The organism is Acinetobacter sp. 24-47-64 (assembly GCF_057737055.1).
In genome coordinates this window covers 2,362,193-2,386,184 of record NZ_CM173215.1, presented here as the reverse complement: position 1 = coordinate 2,386,184, position 23,992 = coordinate 2,362,193, and the positions used below count along the sequence as shown (strand labels likewise).

The window sequence follows — 23,992 nt, the reverse complement described above, 5'->3', positions numbered from 1 at the left end:
ATTCATACATTTAGTATGTTGGTTTATTTGAAAGATAAAAAATTAATATTCTTTTCCGTAGAAAGCTTGTTAGATCTAGCAGTTGAAAACTTTAAAGATAAAGTAGAAATACAAGAGCATATTCAACAACTAGATGATTCTATACTAGAGAAAGGCTCTATCACATATGAGTATTATGCTAAGGAAATACCCTTGTTTCAGGAGTTTTTGCTTAAAATTCAGCATGCATATGAAGAAAAATATAAGACTCAACATACTAAGCTAATAGATGCAATATTAGTGTCTATGAGACATAATGAATATGAATTTCTTCAACTTATGTCTTCGAAATATTATAACTATCCAATTTTAAAGTGGGCTGAGCCTAGGGCTTTTGTAGAGACCTTACTAGAAATTAAATATACGAATGCAAATAGTGTCATCAATACACTAGAAAGAAGGTATGTTAGTTTTGCTTCTAATAGGAATGTCTTAGAGGAAAAAATCTGGTTCGAGAGTATTGTGGACTTATTAGAGAAAAGATTAGTTGATACAACTACTCTTGAAAGGCATAAGATTTCAGAAAAATTTTTACCTAAGATGAGAGAAATTCGACAGATGATGAATAATACTAAGTAAACTTATTCAATATAAAAAAAGCCCCTACAATGTAGAGGCTTTTTCCTATCTAAGACTTAAATCTTAAGACACTTTATCACCCGGTTTAGCACCAGATTCAGGTGAAATCACCCAAACACCTTCGCCATTACCCGCAGCCAATACCATACCGTTAGAGATCCCAAAACGCATCTTACGTGGAGCAAGGTTTGCTACCATCACCACCAATTTGCCTTTTAAGTCTTCAGGTTGGTAAAACTCACGAATACCGCTAAATACGTTACGTGGCTCAGCTTCACCGACATTTAAAGTGAGTTGTAAAAGCTTGTCCGAACCTTCAACCGTTGCAGCTTCCAATACTTCCGCTACACGTAGGTCAACTTTCATAAAATCATCAATATTAATAATTTCAGCTTCGCCTACTCTCGGCTCAGCTTTCTTCTCTTTGGCTTTCTCTTTTTTCTTTTCAGCTTTTGGTGCTTCCGCAGGTGCAGCTAAAGAATCTTTAGATGCATCCACCATCGCAGCCACAGCTTTTGGATCTACACGTTGCATCAATGGTTGGAACAATGCGATTTCGTGTGCAACCAAAATTTGCTTACGAGATTCAAAGTTAAAGCTGTCTAATTGTAAGAACGCTTGAACTTGCTCTGCCAAAGTTGGCAATACAGGCGCAAGGTACACCGCCAATTGACGGAATAGGTTAATACCCACTGAACACACATCATGAACTTGTTGTTCTTCACCTTCAATCTTCGCTAAAGCCCAAGGCTTTTTCTCATCGATGTATTGGTTGGCTTTATCAGCTAACGACATGATTTCACGAATGGCAGTTGAGAATTCACGTGATTCGTATGCTTGCGCAATTGAATCGCCCGCATCAATAAAGCTTTGAACCAACTCAGGCTCTGCACAAGTCGTAGACAATTTATTGTCAAATTTCGTGTTAATGAATTTCGCACAACGACTTGCGATGTTCACCACTTTACCAACAAGGTCAGAATTCACTTTTTGAACGAAATCATCAAGGTTTAAGTCAGAATCTTCAACTTTGTCAGAAAGTTTAGATGCAAAGTAGTAACGTAAATATTCAGGGTTTAAATGCTCTAAATACGTTTCCGCTTTAATGAACGTACCACGAGATTTAGACATCTTCTGACCATTTACAGTCAAGAAACCGTTTACGAATAAGCTTGTTGGGGTGCGGTAGTTTGCACCTTCAAGCATTGCAGGCCAGAACAATGCGTGGAAATAAACGATGTCTTTACCAATGAAGTGATAGACTTCATTTTGAGAATCTTTTTTCCAGTAATCATCAAAGCTTAAGTCAGGACGCTTGGTTTTGATGTAGTTTTCAAAGCTCGACATATAGCCGATTGGCGCATCGACCCAAACATAAAAATATTTATTTGGTGCATCAGGAATTTCAAAACCAAAATATGGCGCATCACGAGAAATATCCCAATCCGACAAACCTGCTTCAAACCATTCATCGAGCTTGTTGGCAATCGACACAGGTAAACGACCTTCGTCACGTGTCCATTTTTGTAGGTATTCACCAAAGTTCGGCAGTTTAAAGAAGTAGTGATCTGAAGATTTCTCAACAGGAGTCGCACCGCTTAAAGTCGATTTTGGATTGAGTAATTCAGTTGCGTTGTAGGTTGTGCCGCAGACTTCGCATGAGTCGCCGTATTGATCTTCCGCTTTACATTTCGGGCATGTGCCTTTAATAAAACGGTCTGATAAGAACATGCCTTTTTCAGGGTCAAACAATTGCGTTACAGGGCGCACCGCAATATTGCCTGCTTCACGGTTCTTAATATAAATCTCAGAAGCGCGAGCTTGGTTTTCAGCGCTGTTGGTTGAGTCGTAGTGATCGAAATCAACCTTGAAGCCGGCAAAGTCACGCTCATGTTCTTTTTGTACATTGGCAATTTGCTGTTCTGGAGTAATACCGTTGGCTTCAGCACGTAGCATAATCGCTGTACCGTGAGCGTCGTCCGCGCAGACATAAGTCACGTTATGACCCATTGCACGCATCGCACGTACCCAAATATCTGCTTGGATATAACCGAGTAAGTGACCCATATGGATCGGGCCATTGGCGTATGGAAGGGCGTTAGTGACTAAGATATTACGCACGGATCTGACTCTCTCATTCGTATTTTATGCAATGGGCGATAATTTTACATGAGATAGGCGAGACTTGCATAAGCCTTTTGATGAATTCTTTTTTATTAACAAAGTTAGAGCACGTGGAAAGGCTACTTTGTTACGGACTTATCAGGGATAATAGACATCCTGCTATTCACCTGAGTGTTTGACCATGTATGACGATTTTGATGATTATGAAGATGAGCAACCTGTAAAACGCATCAAATCGAATGTGCAGGGCTTACCAACTCTGGGTAAGCAAATTCTTAATCAGGCACAGGATTATCTTGATCAAATCTCACAAGGTGAACATACACTTTTAGTCAATCATTTACGTGAACTTGCCCAGCAAGATGAATATTTTAATGTGCTTGCCGATCAGTTGGATCAACCTGTCGGTTCGAAAGTTGCCAATGATGCGTTAAATCTGATGCACTTTTGGCAACAAATTCATGCTTACGAAGATGTGCAAAGTTTTAATTTACTTGATGTTATTAACACTGAAGCTTTTCAAAAAGATGTGTTGACCGCTTTCGATGCTATGCAGATCGATGAGCAGAATAAAGCCTTGCGTCGACCTGTGATTGTTGAAGCCTTTAAAATGTATAAACTCGGCTGTTATGCAGGTTGTGTGCCTTTACTCTATGCACAGTTGGAAGGGCTGTTGACAGATGTACTGATTCAACAAGCATTCTTAAAACAAAACGGCACCAAGTTTGTCGATGTTTATAAAATTGTACCGGGTTTGAAAGGCAATGAAATTAAGAGCCTTTGGCATAAATCCAAGATTGCCATTGAGCTTAATCCATACTTTGCAGAACTCGCGGCTTATAAAATGGATTCAAGCTCGAATGTGACTGCGACACGTCATAATATTTTGCATGGCACGGATGTCGAGCATTTCACACAAGCACGAAGCTTTATTTTATTTATTTGGTTGTTTTCTGCATTGAACTTTATGTCGAATATTCGCTCCTAAATTCATCATTTTCAACTCAAAAGTTACAGCGTAGTGTTGTTCTACATCATCATGTGAGAAATTGTAGTGATTCGAAACATTTACGATGAGCACTGCAAATCTTCGATATAACTAAGATTCACTATCAAAGCGATAAAGAGGATTGAAGATGTCGAATAATAAAATTGATGACTTAAAAAACAAAGCTTCAGAACTCGGCGATGATCTGAAATTAAAGGCGAAAGAAGCTGAGCTGAAAGGCGAGAAAGCATTGGATCAAGTGAAGCATGGTGCAGCAGAAGCCAAGCTTGAAGGTGAAAAAAAACTGAATGATCTAAAACATGACACGCAGCAAAATTCTTCTGAAGCGCATTCAACTTTAGATGATTTAAAACATAAAGCGGTAGATTTAAAAGAGCAAGCAGCAGATAAATTGCATGACCTGAAAGATCAAGCGAGTGAAAAATTTGCGGATCTTAAAGCAAAAGCATCAGAAAAAATTGATCAACTGAAAAAGTAAATTGATCACAAAAAAGCTCATCATCAGATGAGCTTTTTTTTAATTTTTTCTAATCCATTCGATTTTTCTAATTTCATTATTCACCACAGTAAAGGTGTAAATCAGATCATGAAATTCGTAGGTATAGCTATAAGCCGTAAAAAGATTTTTTCCTTCTTTCCATTCATAATGTTGTGTTGAAGTCGGCGTCTGCTTCATGTGTGAGCTTAATTTTGCATAAGAGTCACCTAAGCTGATGATTTGTCCTGAAGGAGTACGAAAACTTCGGGATTCATTGGCGGCATAGCCTGAAATTGGTAGAAGGAGCATTGTGCTCATTAGGGCAGTTATTGAGCGTGTTTTTAATTTAAGTTTCAGATTTATTTGTTTTAAAGACATATCGTAGCGTTATCTTGGTTTTATATTCTTTTCAATTTTAATGTTAAAAATTCGCTATTGTGTTGCTATTTGTTGAAAGCATGAATCACTTGCAACATGAATCAAGGCGTTTAACAGTGAAATCAAGTTTATAGAGTGTATCAATGACAGCATTCGCAATACGCCAATAAAAATAATAAAAAAGCTGACTAATTTAGTTGGAATTCGACTAACATATTTCTAATCAAACGGGGATCAATATATTGTTGCTTAACCTTGTTGATATTTCTCGTTAAACTATTCCTTTATCAGTTTCTGTCCAGACTTGGAGTACGGTATGTCGTGGCTTTCTTCACTCAAATCTGTTTTTTCACCCTCAAAGGAGGTGAATGAAGAGGCTGTACAACACGTATTACAACACTACGTTTTGCCGAATTCTGACAATTTTTTGAAAGATCGAATCACACAGGTCAATGTTGAAGATGATGTACTACAAATTACCATTAATACCGTGCCAAGTGAAAAAGATCAGTTACAGCAAATTCACGATGAACTTGCTGATGCTTTGGAAAAGTGTGGGATTAAAGAGCTGAATATGCATGTCATTCAGCAAAAAACAGGCAGTCATGCTCAACAACAAGGTGGCTGTGGGCACAACCATGCAGCAGGTGAAAGCTGTTCAAGCAAAAAAGCCGAAGCCCCAAAATCCAATCTGCCTCCTGTTGTAGATGCATCTGCAAGCCAAGATGCGGTAAAACAAGCGAATGCGAATTACCAACCTCAACAAGAAGAAGCACCGATTCAAAAAGCTGCACCACAGCAACGTGATGTACCTAAGCATCCACGTATCCAGAACGTGATTTTAGTTTCGTCAGGTAAGGGTGGTGTAGGCAAATCAACCACTACGGTAAATTTAGCTCTGGCATTACAAAAGCTCGGGCTGAAAGTAGGTGTGTTGGATGCAGATATCTATGGTCCAAGTATCCCAACGATGCTTGGCAATGCCGGTAAAACCCCAATGATCGAGGCAGAACATTTTGTACCGTTGGATGCTTTTGGTATGGCGGTGTTGTCGATTGGTCATCTGACAGGAGATCACAATACTCCTGTGGCTTGGCGTGGTCCAAAAGCAACAGGCGCATTGATGCAACTGTTCAACCAAACCCTTTGGCCTGATCTTGATGTATTAATGATCGACATGCCACCAGGAACAGGGGATATTCAATTAACTCTGGCACAACGTATTCCAGTGACCGGTGCAGTGATCGTGACGACACCACAAAATGTCGCATTGATGGATGCGACCAAAGGTATTGAATTGTTTAACCGTGTTCAAATTCCTGTGATGGGCGTGGTGGAAAATATGTCGACACATATTTGTTCAAACTGTGGCCATGAAGAGCAAATCTTTGGTACTGGTGGTGGCGATAAGTTATCGGAACAATACGATATTCCATTACTTGGACGTTTACCATTGAATGCGAAAATCCGAGAGCATGCCGATGAAGGTAAACCATCTGTATTGATTGGTGATGATGCAGCAGATAGTTATATTGAAATTGCACAGAAGATTGCAGCTGCATTGCCTAAAGCTGAAAGAGATAAAAGTCGGATTTTCTAACTATTTGAAAAGACTCGATATTAAACCTGTCTAAGTCTTACTTAGGCAGGTTTTTTTGTTGACCGTTCGTCGTTTTAGGATTATTTACTCTAATTTTTCTACCTAAAATATTTTGTGAAATTTCACGTTATATGGGTATAGAAATGCGTTCAATCACTGCAATGAAGATGGTTATGATTTCTCTCATTCTGTCAACGACAGCTTCTGCTGCTATTATTCCTTATGTTGATTATCCTAAAGAATTCCAAAAGAAATCTTTAAATATTCAGGTTCAAGAAGCTGAACAACAGTCAAATTAATACTTGAACTTAGCATCACAGCGTGAATGGACTGTGATGCTGAATTTCATCGATGAAGAACGTGCTATAAGCATTTTTGCAAGAGTGCATCATGTTTTTCGTTTCGATTACATTGTGTGACTTCAGAGTTATAATTTAAATGACAAACTAACCTGATGAAAAATATTACAAAAAAAATTGTGTTTCATTCTTGAGAAATTTTCACACAAATAATATTTTGCCAATTGAAATAATCCTGATTAATCTGAGCGCATTATCAGCGAGGTCATCCTATGATTTCATGGCTCTTTATTGCGTTGGTTACCACGATTTTATTCACACCCGGACCAACCAATACTTTACTTGCATCTTCAGGCATACAGGTAGGTATTAAAAAGTCATTTCGCTTAATACCCGCGGAAGCATTAGGCTATCTTATTGCCATCACTGCATGGGGATTTTTAATTGGTCGTGTCACCACTCATTTGCCAATTTTGCCAGTGATATTAAAATTATTTAGTTCATTCTATATTATCTATCTGGCCATCAAATTATGGCGCACTGCCAACGTAGAACATCAGTTGAATCAGCCCACCATCAAAGCTTCTGAATTATTCTGTGCAACTTTACTAAATCCTAAAGCTTTGCTTTTTGCCTCGGCTATTTTCCCTGCAATTGTTTGGGTGAGTGTAGATTATTATATTGCGCACATGTTGATGTTTATTTTATTGATCCTACCCATCGCTTTTATTTGGACACTCATTGGGTCGCTGTTAGCCAATAATAAAATTAAGTGGGTAAACCAGTCCAATATGCAAAAAACAGCATCCTTAGTCCTGATGAGTTTCTCAATTCCAATGAGTTATTCGGCATTGTTAAGTCTTTAAGATGATTCACCGCAGCAGACTGAACAGGAATACAAATCGTGGGTTATTTCCATTGACGGGGTTTTCAGTTAAAGTACAGCGCAGTAATTGAATATGTATTCTGGGAATAAATAAATGGCTATTAAGTCTGATCGTTGGATTCGCGAAATGAGCGAAAAACACGGCATGATTGAACCGTATGCAGAAAACCAAGTTCGTTTAGATGAAAATGGTCAAAAACTCATTTCATATGGCGTTTCAAGCTATGGTTATGATGTTCGTTGTGCGCGTGAGTTCAAAGTGTTCACAAACGTTCACTCTGCTATTGTTGACCCAAAAAATTTCGATGATAAAAGTTTTATCGATATCGAAGCTGACGTGTGTATTATTCCACCTAACTCATTTGCGCTTGCTCGTACAGTAGAATACTTCCGTATCCCACGTAATGTCTTGACGGTGTGTTTAGGTAAATCAACCTATGCGCGTTGCGGTATTATTGTAAACGTGACGCCACTTGAGCCTGAGTGGGAAGGTCATGTGACCTTGGAATTTTCAAATACAACCAATTTACCTGCACGTATTTATGCTGGTGAAGGTGTTGCTCAAATGTTGTTCTTTGAGTCTGATGAAGTGTGCGAAACATCTTATAAAGATCGTGGTGGAAAATATCAAGGTCAAACAGGTGTAACTTTACCTAAAACCTAAGTATTGAATTGTAAGACTTCATGCAAAAAGCAAACTCAATGAGTTTGCTTTTTTTATAAGTATTTGAAAAATTGAATTTATTCATTTATCGGAAAAAATGCCAACCCAATCGCAATTTTTTGCAAATTCTACTTCATTTATATACTATAAACTGTGATGTAATCTTAATATTAAAAGAGAAGCATGGAATTCTTCTCTGAACAATTAAAAATATAAATATGGTGCAAGGCATCGTATACGGGAAGGTCGAGATGGCACTTAATTATACGAACATATTTAATCAGACTTTACTTGCAAGTTTAATGACGCTTACTACGGTTTCGGTCTATGCATTGCAGCCTCTTTCGGATGAAAATTTAAGTGCGACGACTGGTGAGGGTGTCGCCATGATTCCTCAAGATGCTTATTTTGTTTTTCAAGGGGAAAATTCAACTGCGGCAGATTTAATGAATCGCCAAAAAGATACCGGATATATTCATCTCATTCCAGTGGGTCCTTTAACGGATGCGGCATTGGATACCAATAAAAATGGAACAGTAGGGTCAGAAGATCATTCCGTGGGTAAGGCTGATTTGTTCGTGTATGGTCTCGCATTATCTAAATCTGATAATAATCACAATACGCGCTTAGCTGCGACAGATAAAGATGCACGTATAGGATCATGGGGAACAGCAACCAATCCATGGCTACTTCGAGTCGGTACTGAAAATCAGGTTCCAAATTTTGATTTAAATAAAACATGTATAAGTAATGATCCTAGCTGTCAGGTTCCATTCTTGACGCTTGAAGCTCCATTAATGGACACAGTTCGTCCTACGGATGCAGCCAATGGTCTTGATGCTTACAAATTGAAGATGGCCATGTGGGCGGATGCTTTTGTTCTTGATCCATCTCGTAAAGAAGGGGATCCACTACTTTACCAATTGGGTGAAAAAGCAGGAACGAGTAATGCGGATCGTGCTAATCGACTTCGTTTACAGGCCATTTGGAATAATTTTTCCATTAATGGAAGTAATATAAAAATCTTTCAAACTTTAAATGGTGCAAGTAACCAAGCAGGCATGAGTGCATTTTATAACAACACCTTGGGTGTTGCTGGACTTGTGCGTTTGAACTCAGGTGATGGTCAAAATCTGACGACGGGGAATAAAACAGCCAATGTTCTTAGACTGAGTACGCGTGAAACATCAGACACTCCTAATTTACAAACCCCTGCCATCAACAATACTCTGGCACCAGTATTTGATGCCAATGAGGGTATCTTTATTCATAATTTGAATGCCAATATCGTATTGGGTTCACTCTATCAGCCTTTGATTCTAGGCTCTGATGGTAAAAACTTTAGTTTGGAACTCACGCGTATTCCAAATAAACCTGAAATTTATAAAAAAATATACACAGATTATAGCAATCCAAACTCGACAGAATATGCGGGCTCAACCTGTAACTTTTATAAATGTGGTAACAATGGTTTGAATGGCTATCAAGGGACGAATGCAACACATAGCAGTATCACTATTGGAAGTACTTCTTATAACGCTGCGAATAATACTTTAAGTGCTTATAAAGGATCAGATGCAGTAGGTATAAGTTTTGGTGCAGTCAATCCAATTCCCCAAACGCCTAATGCCGCATTGCCAGCATCAAATTTTAAAAATATGGGTTCTGCGGTCATTGATGGTGTTCTTATTCAGCATATGAAAATCACCACAAAAGGATTATAGGAGAGCATTCATGAAAAATTCATTAGTCGCTGTCCTATTCAGTGTTATAGCATCAATGACTTATGCACTTGAGCCCATGTCAGATGAAGCTTTAAAAAATGTTGAAGGACAAGCTGGAGCTGATCTCTCATTAAAACTTTCTTTAAACCAAAAGTTAGTGACTGAGAATAATGTTCAACGTTATGTGTTTGATGATGCACTGTGTAAGGATGTGGAATATTGTCGTCTCGCGCTTGCTGTCAATAATCGCTATATCAAAGATGGTCAAGCAAGTAGTACAGATGGTTTTAAATTATGGCTTGTTTTTAAAGGGATTCAGGGCACTCTAAATATTCAAAAGATTGGCTTGGATGGTGTAGATCTCAGCTATAAAAATGATTCTGGTACTGATCAGCTTAAAGCAGCGATGCAACTGAGCTTTGATGCATCTAAGCCAATTCAAATTCGTAATTTTGGTTTTGATGCTTTGGCTTTTGGTCAGGATAAATTTACCAGCAATGCCACCACTGAGGGTGTAGGAACAAGTCCTGCTGACTATGGTTACCTGCAAGTGACACGTTATGATTCATCTAACGCTCCTCGTTCTGCATATGACCATGGGCGAGAAACTGGTTTTATGGGTTTAAAAATGAATGGTAATTTAGCTGTTCAGGGTAAAGTCATGATGTTTGGTTGTGACGGCAGTCACCAGCGTTGTTGAAATTAGACATGCATAAGGAAATGTGATGAACAATAAAAAATATAATCACAGCTCATTGCTGGTTATGAATGCATTAAGCCTGAGTATCTTGCTTGCAAGCGGTCATGCCATGGCTTTAGAAGTGATGCATGACGAAGCTTTGCGAAATGTCAATGGTCAAGATGGTGTGCATATCTCGACAACATTGACTGAAGCCAACATGGATCAGGTCTATTGGCAAGATCAAGCTGGTCGTGGCAGTAGTGGAGCAACCAATAATACATTGCAGGCAACAGCAGATAATGTCTCTATTCGAAAAAGTAATGTCACTAATCAAACATTAGGGGCAGATATTAAAATTAATGCTGGAAGCAATGCGAACCAAGCAGGTTTAGACTTCAATGCCAGTGTGACACCTGCTTTAGTGACCATGAATAATCTCAGAATTTGTGATAACGAGAGTTCAAGCCGTTGTAGTTTTTCAATGGGTCAATTGGCTTTACAAACTACTTCGAATACTGATTTATCGCTTAGAACGATTCACGGATTATTCAGCAAAGAGAATCTTAGCGAAATCGCACTAGGGATTAAAAATGCCAATATCTATTTAGGGCAGACTGACGCACGAAACCAACTCAACCAACTTGTTTTAAACAACTTCAATTTCAACTTCAAAGCACGTGGTGCCATGTTTGTGGATGAAGTTGAGGGATTGAGAATGCAGTCGAATACACGTACAGGGTCGACAGATAATGTTGCCGGTATGAGTAGTACGCCTAATGATAATTTGGGTTATGTGGATTTAAACCGTGTTGCAAATTCGGCTTCAAAAAAAGCAGGATTTATTAACACAGGAACCTATGGCAATGGTAAGTCAGGTGCTGAGGGTGAAACAACAAACTCGGGTCTAAATATTGAAGTAATGTTGAATAAGAACGTGAGTTCAAATGACCCATATGCTTTAAATAGCAATACGAATAATCCTCAAGGAGCTAAAGGTCTCATCCGTGTAGGTGCCAGCGGGCGAATGGTCAATTCATCGTTGCAATTTCGTGGTACAAAAGGCAATGAAAGTGTTCTAGGAAATGCCAATAGTCCAACGGCTTCATCTAGTAATAGTGTAATTGGTGATTCTGGAATCGGATTCCGTATGAAAGCTGACTTTACCAAAGACAATGATTCAATGCTCGGAAGTGATGGACAAGCAACGACTTTAGAAATTGGTGGGGCAGGTCTAAATGCATACGGTTTTGAGTTTAGTAACTTAACAGGGTTAAGACCAAATACTCGAGCATCTTTTGATAGCGGTAACGTGTATCTCAATTTAGCCGATACAAAAACACTGCGCTTACCTGAAAACGAAGTGTTCCAAAAAAGTCGTTTTGGTAATGGAAGTTATTTAACCTTAGCAACTGATTATCAGCACCAAATTCATAATGCAGTAACAGGTGATAATCCATACAGCTTGATTGCTGCGATTCGTGGTGCTGAATTTCAGTCTATTTCCCGCCGTGGACGTTTTACCAATAGTGCAGGAACACCAGCAGCTAACTTGTTTGCGAATACAAATGTTAAAAATGAGTGGGGTTTGGCACTGCCTTTTTATAATCTGAATGCCAATCTTGCTCTATATGGAACATCAGTTCGTGCAGATCAAGCTTTTTATTACACTTTAGCAGGCTCCGATGTTGTTAAAAACATGATTGCTACAACGGGTAATACCTCAAGAATTGGTTTGTCTTTTGCAATGAGTACCTCTGGGGTAGACCGAGCTAATGGTCAAGCGCTAGGTAATAAAACCACGTCAATTTTAGTGGTTGATGGAGGTAAGGTAGGCAGTGGAGATACGGCAACATCAACCGATTACTATATGGGTTTACGTAATATTGATCTGTACGCGAAGGGTACAGGAAATATGGGCGTAGAAAATGGTAGTGTAAATGTCAGCTTGCGCGATATGTTGATTGTTCTATCAACAGAAGTTGCTGCGGGATATCTGCCAGGTACCATTTATAAAACCTGTAAATTAAATAGTGGAGCAGCAGGATGTGCTACGCGAAGTTCATCACCAGATAACAATTTTGCTTTAGCTGATGATGTGATGTTTGTGGTGAAATCACGTCTTGGTGGTGATGTTGATTTTTCTTTAATTCCAAATAATGCTGCTGAAGATGGTCAGAACTTATCTTTTGTAGGTGAATTAGAATTGAAAGGTGACAATAACACCTTCCAAATTACCGATCCTCATAATGGTTCAACACTTGGTTTAGACCGTTTGACAGGTAAAATTGCATTTAATAATGCATTGGTTGTTAGTAAAGATCAAAATGGTGCGGGACAATTAGGTGTGAATGCTGCCTTGATGTTCAATCCTCAAAAGACAACTTCGGGTGTTTTTAGAGCAAGAGACATCAACTTCTATCCTCCAACTGTAGGTGCTGGCGCTCGTTTAGGCGAATTGGCTATTACTGGCGGTCGCTTGAATAGTGAATTGCGCATTACACCTCGAAATTAATAAGTAAATATGGAAAGTTGAGGGATAGACTCATGAATATGATAAAAACAAAACGATTCAGTTTGCTTATTTTGACCACTGCGGTGGGATTCCCGTGTTTTGCTATGCAACCATTAGATGATCAGTCTCTTTCATCTACTACTGGTCAAGATGGGATCAGCATTGGTATTGGAATGGATAAGATCCAGTTCACACAGGCTGCGATCATTGATCAAGACGGAATTAAAGATCCAATATTAGGAAAAAATTATTCACAAGCTGCTGGCTTAGTGGTCGCAGGTCCAACTGGTAATCCAATTCAGGTTCAATTTTTAGGTCATACCCCTGGTTCGTCTACAATCAATGCAAAAATTGATACAGACGGAGGCAATGGCACGCCATATGCCAATATAGGTATCACTTTTGCGGAGCAAATTACTGGGTTTAAATTGAGTCCATTCGCACTCTATATCGCCAGCAGTAATCAGGTGTCTGGTACTACGCAAACTAAATCGATTTATAATGATCTGAAGCAATTGGTGCCTGGCGTCGCTAAAATTTTAGAAATAGGCAGTACTGATCGAAACTTTGAAATTACATTAAATCAATCCCAACGTCCTCAAATCAATGTTCAATTAGGCAATGTGCCACAAGGCTACATGGTCCAGTTTGGAGGCGCAATTCAATCAATCTGTGGCACAGGCTGTCCTATTGCATTTGTATCTGGTAATTCTTCTGCAAAATTCGATTTTCAGGCTAAAGCTACTGATCAAAACAATGGTTTTTCATTATCTGGTTTCCATGCAGGTGTTGCACCTTCAGGTATTTACATCGGAAATACAGGACAATCTAGTAAAATGAATGTTGGTCTCAACAATGTGATGTTGGGACGTGAGGGGGCGAGTAGTCCGACGGTCTTTAATGGTTTAGCGAATGGCTCAATGGGGAGCTTTGGGGCTATTGGTACATCTGTGAAAGATTTGAAAGTGAATATCAACGGTCTATAAAAAATCCCGCGAATAGCGGGATTTTTTATGCTCAAATTATTGGGCGATTTTAGCGAGTATTTCTTCTTTACTCAGGTTGCTTGATTCAGTATCAGAACGACCTTTGTACTCAAAAGTACCAGCATCTAAACCTTTTTCACCGATAACAATACGGTGCGGAATACCTGTTATTTCGATATCGGAGAATTTAACGCCTGGTCGTTCATCACGGTCATCTAAAAGCACGTCATAACCAGCAGCTTGAAGTTCTGTATAAAGTGCTTCAGCAGCCTCTACAGTACGAGGTGATTTATGAGCATTCATCGGAACGATTGCGACATGGAAAGGTGCGATAGCAGCAGGCCAAATAATTCCTTTTTCATCGTAATTTTGTTCAATGGCAGCCGCGACGACGCGAGTCACCCCAATTCCATAACAACCCATTGTTACAGTGAATGGTTTACCATCCTTACCTAATACTTTGCAGCCCAGAGCTTCAGAGTATTTTTGACCTAATTGGAAAATATGACCAACTTCAATACCACGTTTAATTTGAAGTACACCTTTACCATCTGGAGATGGATCACCCTCAACAACATTGCGAAGATCATAAACTTCAGTGAATTGAGCATCACGCTCCCAGTTCACACCCGTCGCATGTTTGTTTGCTTCGTTTGCACCTGCAACAAAATCAGACAAAACTGATGCTGCTCGGTCAACGATGACATTAATCCCTTTTTCGACTAAACCTTGAGGACCAACAAAACCAGCGGTTAAGCCTAAAGCACTCAGTTGTTCTTCAGTTGCAAATGCAAGTGGTGATGCAATCAGCGGATGTTTCTCAGCTTTGATTTCGTTTAGCTCATGGTCACCACGAAGGAACAGTGCCACGACAGGCGCAGTTTTACCTTCTTCAGCGACTCCTTGTACCAACAAAGCTTTGACAGACTGTTTTGCATCGGTACCTAAGAAAGCAGATACATCAGCTATAGTCTTTTGATTTGGCGTTTCAATAATTTTTAATTCTTGAGTTGGTGCAGCACGTTCACCTACAAGAATCGCTTCAGCCATTTCAATATTGGCTGCATAATCTGATTCAGTTGAGAATGCAATATCGTCTTCACCGCTTGATGCCAATACATGGAATTCATGCGAACCTGAACCGCCAATTGAACCTGTATCCGCCTGAACTGGACGGAAGTCTAAACCTAAACGAGTAAAAATACGGCAATAGGCATCGTACATCGTGTCGTAAGTTTCTTGTAATGAAGCTTGATCTGCATGGAATGAGTAAGCATCTTTCATCACGAATTCACGAGAGCGCATAACGCCAAAACGAGGACGAACTTCATCACGGAATTTAGTTTGTACTTGGTAGAAATTAGCGGGTAATTGTTTATAACTTTTGAGTTCGTTACGCGCTAAATCAGTAATGACTTCTTCATGTGTAGGGCCGAGAACAAACGGGTTGTTGTGACGGTCATTAAAGCGTAAAAGTTCTGGACCATATTGCACATAGCGACCAGATTCTTCCCATAAACTTGCCGGTTGGGTCACAGGCATCAATACTTGTAGTGAACCAGCACGGTCCATTTCTTCGCGAACAATCGCTTCGACTTTATTTAACACACGTACGCCCATTGGCAACCAAGAATATAATCCTGAAGCCAATTTACGAATCATACCCGCACGAAGCATCAGCTGATGAGAGATTACTTCAGCATCACTTGGGGTTTCTCTTAACGTTGCAAATAAAAAGCGACTCGCGCGCATGGAATTTGTCCTAATAATGAGCGTTAAAGCATAAGATTATACGATAAAAAATGAGGTGAGCATTTTGAATGACACCTCATGACAATTCTCTACATTATGACATGAATTTTCGTGTTTGACGTACCATAAAATTCTTAAAGTCATCTAAGTAGGTAAAGATAACGGGAACGACAACTAAGGTCAGCAGGGTAGAGGTAATGACGCCCCCAATGACAGCATGCGCCATCGGAGCACTTTGTTCACCTCCTTCACCCAAGCCTAATGCCAATGGCACCATACCCATGACCATCGCACTTGTGGTCATCAGAATGGGTCTCAGTCGTGTTTTACCTGCAGCAATAATGGCATCAAAACGTGTATCACCGCGATCAATAGCTTTCTTAATAAAGTCAATGAGGAGAATTGCATTCTTGGTTACTAATCCCATTAACATGATGATGCCAATAATGGAAAATAAATTCATTGTTGAGTTAAATAAGAATAATGCAAGGAATACCCCGACCAATGACAATGGTAATGAGGCCATGATCGCCGCAGGATGAATAAAACTATTGAATTGAGAGCCTAAAACAATATAGATAAATACAATAGAGAGTGTAACGGCTGTAACAGCGTACCCAATCGATTCTTCCATATCTGCGTTTGCACCTTGTGTTTCAAAACCATAGCCGGCAGGCATGTCGAAGTTATCTTGCAATGCTTTAATATCTCGACCAATGTCACCTGCAGGTCGACCTGAAGTATTGGCTTCAACCATGACTTCACGCGCTAAATCACGACGGTTGATTTGAGATGCACCATAGCTTTCATGCGTGCTTGTTACGCTTGAGAGTGGAACCAAGATCGGTTGATTATTTGCATCCACTTTTTGCGATTTTAAATATAAATTATTGATGTCACTTGGAAGCGTACGTTGATCTTCAGAGAGGCGCAAATTGACATCATACGTTTCACCTTTTTCGTCTTTCCACGTCGTTACATCATCACCAGCAAGGAGAGGGCGGATCACATTGGCAATTTGGCTGACTGATAATCCTAAATCGTTTGCCAGTACACGATTTACATGCACTTCAAGGGTAGGTTTAGGCTCTTTGAGCGAGCTTTCTAAATCGACGACACCATCAATTTTTGCCATTTCCACCATGAAGCGATCAGAAATTTTTTGTAATTCATCTAGCTCAGGTCCTTTGATGGAAATCATGACAGGCTTTTGACCACCAGACACAGTTTCATCCGCTGAAGCAATAGAGGTGAGGGTAATACCCGCCACTGTTTGTAGTCGATCACGAAACTCATTGGTTAAATCAGTCAGTGTCTGAGAGCGCTCTTGGCGAGGACTCAGACTGACTCGGATGCTTACGTGGTTTTTCCCGCGATCAGTCACCCCATTAATAACGCCGTACGTTCCTTTAACCTCTGGATGCTGTCGAATAATAGATTCAACTTGTTTTAACTTTGCCTGAGAGTATTCGAGTGAAGCATCTACGGGCGTTTCAAATTTGATCCGAATTTCACCTTTATCTGGAACTGGTACAAACTCTGTTCCCACCATTTTTGACAGCGCGAGCGCGCCAAACAGTGAAGCAACAGCAACGATAATTGTTAGAAAGCGGAATCTTAGAGCCAGTTTTAGCAGCTTCTCGTACACTTCATTTAATGAATCAAGTTTATTTGAGATCCCATTGAAGAAGCGTTTCAATGCGCTCGGTTTTTTATTTGGATGATGACGTTCAGCCCAGTGAGCTGAGAGCATTGGATCGAGCGTAAAACTGACAAACATTGAGATTAGTACGGCGGTACTCACTGTCACGCCAAATTGGTAGAAGAAACGACCGATAATACCGCCCATGAATGCAACTGGTAAGAACACCGCAACAATAGTCAAAGTGGTTGCGAGAACTGCCAGCCCAATTTCTTTGGTTCCATCTAAAGCAGCAGTCACATGATCTTTCCCCATATCAGCATGGCGGACAATGTTTTCACGTACCACAATTGCATCATCAATAAGAAGACCAATACTTAAAGACAGGGCAAGAAGAGTCATCATATTGATGGTAAAACCAAAAGCCCAAATGAACGTTAATGTACCAAGTAAGGCGATTGGCAGGGTAAGGCCTGTAATAATCGTCGATCTAAATGAACCTAAAAACAGTAGAACGATGACAACCGCAAGTACACCACCTTCAATAATTGTACGGGCAACATCACCAATACTTGCTCGTATGCCTCGAGATGTATCGACAACTACTTTCAATGTTGTCCCTTTCGGGAGTTGTTGTTCTATACGGTTTAGTGTTTTATAAGCCGCATCTACAACATCAATTACATTTGAATCAGAGCTTCTGAGAATATCCAACGCGACAGCATTTTGACCGTTAATGAAGGCACTCGACTCGAGTTCAGCTTGGCTGTCGTAAATTTCAGCTACTTGTTTTAAGTAGATTGGCGTGCCATTTTTACTCGCGACGATGAGATCCCCAAAGGATTGGGGATGAATTACTCTTGATTTAATTTCAACGACCAGCTCTGAATTTGACTGTTTGAGTGTGCCCCCAGGGACTTCAATGTTTTCGCCTTTTAGTGTGTTAATGACTTGATCAACGCCAACACCAAGACTTTGTAATTTTTGTGGATTAACTTCAATACGAATTTGACGCTGCGAGTCACCTAGCAGGTTAACTGTACCTACCCCACGAACAGTTCTCAATTGAGGAACAATTTTTTGATCTAAATAAGAGCTGAGCTCTCGGAGTGACATATTCTCAGACTCAAATACCACCGACATGATGGCACCTGCGGAAGGGTCATAGCGCTCAACAATAGGATCAGTAATTTCATCACGAAATTCAGCTGTCACTGGCGCAATTTTGTCTCGAATATCTTGAGCTGCAACGGTTGAAGGAACATCCAAATTAAACTCAGTGATAATTGTAGAGAGTCCTTCACTCGACTGCGATATCACTTGTTTAACACCTGAGATCGTATTGATCTGATCTTCCATCTTTTTGGTAATTTCAGATTCAACAGTTTCAGGAGAAGCACCTGGGTAAGTGGTATACACGACCACAAATGGGAAATCGACATCAGGGAATTCTTCAACTCCCATTCGTTGCCATGATGATAAGCCCAATACCATCAGGCATAGCATCATCATGATCGTAAAGACAGGATATTTCACACTGATTCGAGTTAACCACATAGTTCAGATCCTGTCTTACTTTGAAGCAATTGAGACTGTTTTATTTAAGTCATCATTATTAAACTTAATTCTACTGATGTAATCCGTTGGCTGAAGACCACTGATCATTGCAATATTCTCGTTGGGTTGTCGATCCAGAATTCGAATATTGGCTTTCAGAATTTTCTGATCACGGATGATCCACAGATAAGGTTTGCCATCTGCATCTTGAATAGTATCAAGAGGAACTTTTTGCCCCTGAATTTGTTTGTCATCTAAAATGAAACCTTCGACAAAAGCACCAATACTCAGTGAATTGATTGATTCATTCGGTTGAGCAAAAAACTCAACCTGACGACTGATTTGATCGGCCATAGGGGAAATGCGTGTTAACTTGGCAGTATAATTTTGGGTAGTCCCTTGAATTTTATATTCAATATTGTTTCCAATGTTGAGCGCATGTTGAGATTCGACAGGGAGTTTTGCTTGAATCTCTAATTTTTGTGGATCTACGATTTCAAATAGTGTTTGACCCATTGAAACGGTTTGACCAGGTTCAACTTGACGTTTGGTAATCACGCCAGAAATGGGGCTACGAATTAACCCATCAGCATCGGCTTTCAGTGCGATATCCACATTTGCTTGCTGAGCTCGTACAGTTTCGAGTTGAGCTTTATGCTCCACTTGACTTTGTTCATATTCAACCTTAGAAATAAATCCTTGATCATAAAGTCGTTTTTTTCGAGTAACCATATTTGCAGCTTGTTGTGCCTGCGCTTGTGCAGAAGCAAGATTAGCGCGAGCTTGTGCGAGTCGGGCTGCATTATCTTGATTATTTAAACGTACCAAGACTTGTCCTTTACTCACCCTTTCACCGACTTGTACAGAGACTTGGCTAGCAGTGGCAGTCACTTGCGCTTGAATTGTACTTTGATTCACAGCGCGTATGGTGCCCGTGAAAGCAAATTTCAGATTTGAGACCCCATTTTCAACTTTGACTAAGTCCTGTTGTATTAATTCAATTTTTTGAGGGGTAGATGAGGTTGGCTGTACACTTTCGTCATTTTTTTGACAAGCGGCTAAAAGACAACTCGTACACAGCGTTCCTAATACGAGATATTTCTTAAACTGACTGCTGTGTCGAGTCGCATTCGGCATGTGATAATTCCTTTCCATTCAGACAAACTCTTCTTTATTCAAGAGTTTTTAAGCGCTTGATAATATTGTCGTATTGTGACTGAGTATTTCGATAGTTTGTTTGTAAAGATTCAATATTTTTTTGGATATTACTCATATTCTGCGCATTATAAGTGATTCGATCTTGTAAGTTTTTAGGGACAGGATTCCCTTTTTTGATATAGGTCTGTTCCTGCTTTTTAAACAATATTCGATCTTGCTCCAGTTGTTGGTACTGTTGTTTTTGAAAGGTGATTTGTTGGTTGATGTTTTTCAACATATCATCACGTTTGTTCGCAGCCACTTTACTAGAACCATAAGCACGTTTTAAGCGTAGATCTTGTTCATGTTGTTTGGCTTGTTGCGTACGTACAGCACTTTGTTGCTGTTCTTTATCGGCATCATAAGGTCGATTTTTTTTAATTACTTGCATATTCCGGTCAAGTGCTTCATAACCGTGACGAATATGCTCGGGTGTTACCGAGCTACTAATATTAGCTACGCCATTTTTATCATAATAACGATACCAAGACGGTTTGATCACTGTGGTATTAGCAATTGCTTCACTGATACATAAACCAAATGTCATCATGATCACTAAGAATGTTTTATGATGAAGATGCTTTAACCCAATTCTTGATTTGTGCGAAAGATTAAACATTGGAATAGGCCCCCGTGATATCAATTCAATTTTTTAATTTTTGCTTTTAATAACAAGCATTTTATGTGGTTTTGGTAAATTTATAAATATAAACCATTAAATAATTTACGCTTAATCTGATTCACCCTTAAATTCTATGAAGCTTTGTGACACAATCTCTCCGCGAGTACTCAACTGCATTGAAAATCAATGTAATGTTATGTTAGAAAATAATGGTTATTCTCTAAATTAAGCGTTTCATTTTTCTTTAAATCTCATCTCAGGAAGGATCATTCAATGGATGATAATCTGCAAAATATTAAAGTGATGGTCATTGATGATTCAAAAACGATTCGTCGGACCGCAGAAACTTTATTACAGCGTGAAGGATATGACGTTGTAACTGCAGTAGATGGATTTGAAGCATTATCTAAAATTGCTGAAACTCGACCTGATATTATTTTTGTAGATATTATGATGCCGCGTTTAGATGGGTATCAAACGTGCGCATTGTTAAAAAACTCACAAAATTTCCAACATATTCCAGTGGTCATGTTATCCAGTAAAGATGGGATGTTTGATCAGGCAAAAGGACGAGTTGTTGGATCTGATGAATACCTCACGAAACCATTCAGTAAAGATGAGCTATTGAATGCGATTCGTAAACTTGTCGCTTCACGTTAAGTACTGGGAAAACAAAATATGACACGTATCTTAGTGGTAGATGACTCTCCAACAGAAATGTTTAGATTTAAAGAAATTCTGTCCAAAAATGGCTATGAAGTGCTAGAAGCAACCAATGGTGCAGATGGTGTTACCTTAGCGCAAGCAGAGCAACCAGATCTTGTACTTATGGATGTGGTGATGCCTGGTGTGAATGGATTTCAAGCGACGAGGCAAATTGCAAGAGCTGATGTAACGAAGCATATTCCAGTTGTCATTGTCAGTACCAAAGATCAGGATACGGATCGAATTTGGGGCAAAAGACAAGGCGCTGTCGACTACCTGATCAAACCTGTAGATGAATCAAGATTACTTGATGTCATTCAGCAATATTTAAATACAGGCACAGCATGATCATTCAAGATGAAAGTGATCAACAACACTGGTTAACGCAAGCCAGTAATGCTAATTCGGCTCAAGCAAATGAGTACCGTGATGTGCAAAATCAGGACCTCTGGTCTGGTGTATGTTTTAAAGTTGAGCAGCACCAATTTATTACCCCACTTGGTGATATTGCGGAGGTTAGCCCTTTAATGAGCATTACCTCATTACCACTTACGCCGCCGTGGTATTTAGGTTTGGCGAATTTGCGAGGTCGAGTACTGTCCGTATTAGATCTAAAGCAATTTGCTTTGAGTAAATCAACACAATTACACGCTAATGTTAAAATTTTATGTTTTAACGTGGGGCAAGACTGTGTTGGATTGCTTGTGGATGAAGTCCTTGGTGTAAAACATTATAAGAATAATACCTATAGCACCAGTTCGGATTTGATCGCAGAACCATATAGATCGTTTTGCCAAGGTTATTTTCTCGATCATTCAACACCTGTAGCTGTGCTGATGATGAGTCTGCTATATGAGCATGATCGTCTAAAGCACATGTTCACATCAAATTCAATTTAATGTGTAGTCAGCAATAGTTTTTTGGGGGAGCTGAGTGAGTTTACGGTTAAAAAAGACCAGTCGGAATGTGAATGATTCAGATTCCAACACACAGGGATGGAAAGCTTCACTTAAGTTAAAACTTGAACAGTTTTCAGAGCTGTTTGGGCAATCTGCCCAAACGAAGTCTTATTTAATCATGGCTATTATTAGCCTCGTTTGTGCTTTTCTGATTTTATTGTTTCTTATGTTTAATCTCCCACGCACGGTGGAGCAAAGTCGTGGGGTGGGGGAACTGAAATATCTCAATCAAATGATGATTATTCAGACTCAACAGTTTGAGGATAATCCTACAGATTACACATTACAGATTCTCAAAAACTCTCAGCTTATTTTTAGTTCACAACTTGAAAATGTAAAATCAGTTTATTTTTATAGTCCAGCTTTAAATGAAGTAGATCGACTGTGGTTAGAGTCTCAAAGCAATATCACGGAATCTCAGTTACAAAAAATTCAAGTTGCTCTCAATGAAATTCGCACAGGTTCGACGTGGTTACTGATTTTACTGTCACTTTTATTGTTGATTAGTTTATCGAGCTTCACCTTTGCAGTGATTAAACTTTTTATTTTAAGAAGCCAAGAAGATCGTTTGCGTTTAATGGAACTGGTGGATAAAGATAAGAAAAATCAAACCGCGATTTATCGACTTTTAGATGAAATTGGGGATTTAGCTGAAGGCGATTTGACCAAATATGCTGCAGTTTCTGCAGATTTTACGGGGACAATCGCGGATTCAATTAATGTAGCGATAGATCATTTGCGTGATTTGGTGATGAGAATTAATCAGGCTTCTCAACAAGTTACCCAATATATTCATCAAACTCAGCACATGAGTTCACAATTGGCGCAATCTTCAGAGCTGCAAGCTCGTGAAATCCAAAATACATCGCTCGCCATTCATGACATGGCGGACTCAATTGATCACGTTTATGAAAATGCAGCGCAATCTGCAAAAGTTGCTCAGCGCGCTGTACTTATCGCAGCGAAGGGTGGGGAAGTGGTTGAACGATCAATAGATGGAATGGATCAAATACGAGGGCAGATTCAAGAAACATCAAAAAAAATTAAAAGGCTGGGTGAATCTACTCAAGAGATTGGAAACTTTGTTGCAACCATTGAAGACATTGCAGGGCAAACGCATCTGTTGGCTTTAAATGCAGCCATTCAAGCCGCAATGGCAGGCGATGCTGGACGAGGTTTCGCGAGTGTTGCTGATGAGGTGCAGCGTTTAGCTGAACGTTCAACTGCTGCGACCAAACATATTGAGATATTGGTAAAAAATATTCAATTAGATACGCATGAGGCCGTTCGCTCTATGGAGCAAACAACTTCTGAGGTGGTTAAGGGGACTGGACTTGCTCAAGATGCAGGAGCAGCACTTGCAGATATTCAGTTGATTTCAAAACAGTTGGCTCAACTGATTGCGAATATTTCAGCATCCTCAAAAGTTCAGTCAGCTGCTGCGGGTCAAATTGCGAAAACAATGTCGCTTGTGCAAGATGTCACACGAGAAAATCATGCTTCAACCTTAGATACTGCACAATCGATAGCAGAACTCACTCAAATGGCTGATTCTTTAAGGAAATCAGTTGCAAACTTCAAATTACCTGAGTGATTGA

At 39.6% G+C, this 23,992-nt stretch carries 19 protein-coding genes and 2 pseudogenes; 15 read left to right on the top strand and 6 right to left on the bottom strand.

Annotated features, from left to right (window positions below; translation table 11 throughout):
• The first annotated feature begins 27 nt into the window (after nucleotides 1-27).
• Nucleotides 28-618: a hypothetical protein gene (locus tag AC1M85_RS11360; protein ID WP_488213095.1), complete on the top strand. Its 591-nt coding sequence runs from the start codon at nucleotides 28-30 to the stop codon at nucleotides 616-618.
• A 63-nt stretch (nucleotides 619-681) separates the two neighbouring features.
• Here AC1M85_RS11360 and metG read toward each other — a convergent pair whose 3' ends face one another.
• Nucleotides 682-2,739 carry a methionine--tRNA ligase gene (gene metG, locus AC1M85_RS11355; RefSeq protein ID WP_488213094.1) on the bottom strand — a complete coding sequence of 686 codons (2,058 nt, stop codon included), beginning with the start codon at nucleotides 2,737-2,739 and terminating at the stop codon, nucleotides 682-684.
• A 184-nt stretch (nucleotides 2,740-2,923) separates the two neighbouring features.
• Here metG and AC1M85_RS11350 point away from each other — a divergent pair, with 184 nt between their 5' ends.
• Together AC1M85_RS11350 and AC1M85_RS11345 are read left to right on the top strand one after the other, a co-directional pair.
• Nucleotides 2,924-3,730 carry a hypothetical protein gene (locus tag AC1M85_RS11350; protein WP_488213093.1) on the top strand — a complete coding sequence of 269 codons (807 nt, stop codon included), beginning with the start codon at nucleotides 2,924-2,926 and terminating at the stop codon, nucleotides 3,728-3,730.
• Nucleotides 3,731-3,878: 148 nt separating this feature from the next.
• Nucleotides 3,879-4,229, top strand: coding sequence for a hypothetical protein (locus AC1M85_RS11345; RefSeq protein ID WP_092766966.1), 351 nt, complete (start codon nucleotides 3,879-3,881; stop codon nucleotides 4,227-4,229).
• 39 nt (nucleotides 4,230-4,268) lie between these two features.
• On the opposite strand, the gene AC1M85_RS11340 is transcribed toward AC1M85_RS11345, so the two are convergent.
• A complete protein-coding gene (locus AC1M85_RS11340) occupies nucleotides 4,269-4,538 on the bottom strand; it encodes a hypothetical protein (RefSeq protein WP_488213092.1) in 270 nt (89 codons plus the stop codon).
• Nucleotides 4,539-4,923: 385 nt separating this feature from the next.
• Between AC1M85_RS11340 and apbC the strand changes: the two genes are divergently transcribed.
• From apbC to AC1M85_RS11300, 8 genes and pseudogenes are all read left to right on the top strand, one after another.
• Nucleotides 4,924-6,207, top strand: coding sequence for an iron-sulfur cluster carrier protein ApbC (gene apbC, locus AC1M85_RS11335; RefSeq protein ID WP_488213091.1), 1,284 nt, complete (start codon nucleotides 4,924-4,926; stop codon nucleotides 6,205-6,207).
• A 143-nt stretch (nucleotides 6,208-6,350) separates the two neighbouring features.
• Nucleotides 6,351-6,506, top strand: a complete 156-nt coding sequence (locus AC1M85_RS11330; RefSeq protein ID WP_155756999.1) for a hypothetical protein — start codon at nucleotides 6,351-6,353, stop codon at nucleotides 6,504-6,506.
• A gap of 272 nt (nucleotides 6,507-6,778) precedes the next feature.
• Nucleotides 6,779-7,372 (top strand): LysE family translocator, encoded by a 594-nt coding sequence (locus AC1M85_RS11325; protein WP_180028060.1) that lies wholly within the window; start codon nucleotides 6,779-6,781, stop codon nucleotides 7,370-7,372.
• 114 nt (nucleotides 7,373-7,486) lie between these two features.
• Nucleotides 7,487-8,056 (top strand): dCTP deaminase, encoded by a 570-nt coding sequence (gene dcd / locus AC1M85_RS11320; protein ID WP_004694514.1) that lies wholly within the window; start codon nucleotides 7,487-7,489, stop codon nucleotides 8,054-8,056.
• Between the two features lie 218 nt (nucleotides 8,057-8,274).
• Nucleotides 8,275-9,684: pseudogene (locus tag AC1M85_RS11315) on the top strand (hypothetical protein); the annotation flags it as partial.
• Between the two features lie 106 nt (nucleotides 9,685-9,790).
• On the top strand, nucleotides 9,791-10,480 hold the full coding sequence (locus AC1M85_RS11310) for a hypothetical protein (protein WP_179999378.1): 690 nt from the start codon (nucleotides 9,791-9,793) through the stop codon (nucleotides 10,478-10,480).
• Nucleotides 10,481-10,505: 25 nt separating this feature from the next.
• Nucleotides 10,506-12,974 carry a DUF6160 family protein gene (locus AC1M85_RS11305; protein ID WP_488213090.1) on the top strand — a complete coding sequence of 823 codons (2,469 nt, stop codon included), beginning with the start codon at nucleotides 10,506-10,508 and terminating at the stop codon, nucleotides 12,972-12,974.
• Nucleotides 12,975-13,006: 32 nt separating this feature from the next.
• On the top strand, nucleotides 13,007-13,960 hold the full coding sequence (locus AC1M85_RS11300) for a DUF6160 family protein (protein WP_488213089.1): 954 nt from the start codon (nucleotides 13,007-13,009) through the stop codon (nucleotides 13,958-13,960).
• A gap of 36 nt (nucleotides 13,961-13,996) precedes the next feature.
• On the opposite strand, the gene AC1M85_RS11295 is transcribed toward AC1M85_RS11300, so the two are convergent.
• From AC1M85_RS11295 to AC1M85_RS11280, 4 genes are all read right to left on the bottom strand, one after another.
• Nucleotides 13,997-15,712, bottom strand: coding sequence for a proline--tRNA ligase (locus AC1M85_RS11295; RefSeq protein ID WP_481589083.1), 1,716 nt, complete (start codon nucleotides 15,710-15,712; stop codon nucleotides 13,997-13,999).
• Between the two features lie 94 nt (nucleotides 15,713-15,806).
• Nucleotides 15,807-18,911 (bottom strand): efflux RND transporter permease subunit, encoded by a 3,105-nt coding sequence (locus AC1M85_RS11290; RefSeq protein WP_488213088.1) that lies wholly within the window; start codon nucleotides 18,909-18,911, stop codon nucleotides 15,807-15,809.
• 15 nt (nucleotides 18,912-18,926) lie between these two features.
• On the bottom strand, nucleotides 18,927-20,048 hold the full coding sequence (locus AC1M85_RS11285; RefSeq protein WP_488213087.1) for an efflux RND transporter periplasmic adaptor subunit: 1,122 nt from the start codon (nucleotides 20,046-20,048) through the stop codon (nucleotides 18,927-18,929).
• A 34-nt stretch (nucleotides 20,049-20,082) separates the two neighbouring features.
• Entirely contained in the window at nucleotides 20,083-20,655 is a 573-nt protein-coding gene (locus tag AC1M85_RS11280) for a hypothetical protein (protein WP_488213875.1), read from the bottom strand.
• 348 nt (nucleotides 20,656-21,003) lie between these two features.
• On the opposite strand from AC1M85_RS11280, the gene pilG reads away from it, so the two are divergent.
• The 4 genes and pseudogenes from pilG to AC1M85_RS11260 all read left to right on the top strand — a co-directional run.
• On the top strand, nucleotides 21,004-21,390 hold the full coding sequence (pilG, locus tag AC1M85_RS11275) for a twitching motility response regulator PilG (protein WP_035269072.1): 387 nt from the start codon (nucleotides 21,004-21,006) through the stop codon (nucleotides 21,388-21,390).
• A gap of 18 nt (nucleotides 21,391-21,408) precedes the next feature.
• Entirely contained in the window at nucleotides 21,409-21,783 is a 375-nt protein-coding gene (locus AC1M85_RS11270; protein ID WP_035269071.1) for a response regulator, read from the top strand.
• Nucleotides 21,780-22,334 carry a chemotaxis protein CheW gene (locus tag AC1M85_RS11265; RefSeq protein ID WP_488213086.1) on the top strand — a complete coding sequence of 185 codons (555 nt, stop codon included), beginning with the start codon at nucleotides 21,780-21,782 and terminating at the stop codon, nucleotides 22,332-22,334. Before AC1M85_RS11270 ends, AC1M85_RS11265 begins: the two co-directional genes overlap by 4 nt.
• 529 nt (nucleotides 22,335-22,863) lie before the next feature.
• Nucleotides 22,864-23,988: pseudogene (locus AC1M85_RS11260) on the top strand (methyl-accepting chemotaxis protein); the annotation flags it as partial.
• Nucleotides 23,989-23,992: the final 4 nt, after the last annotated feature.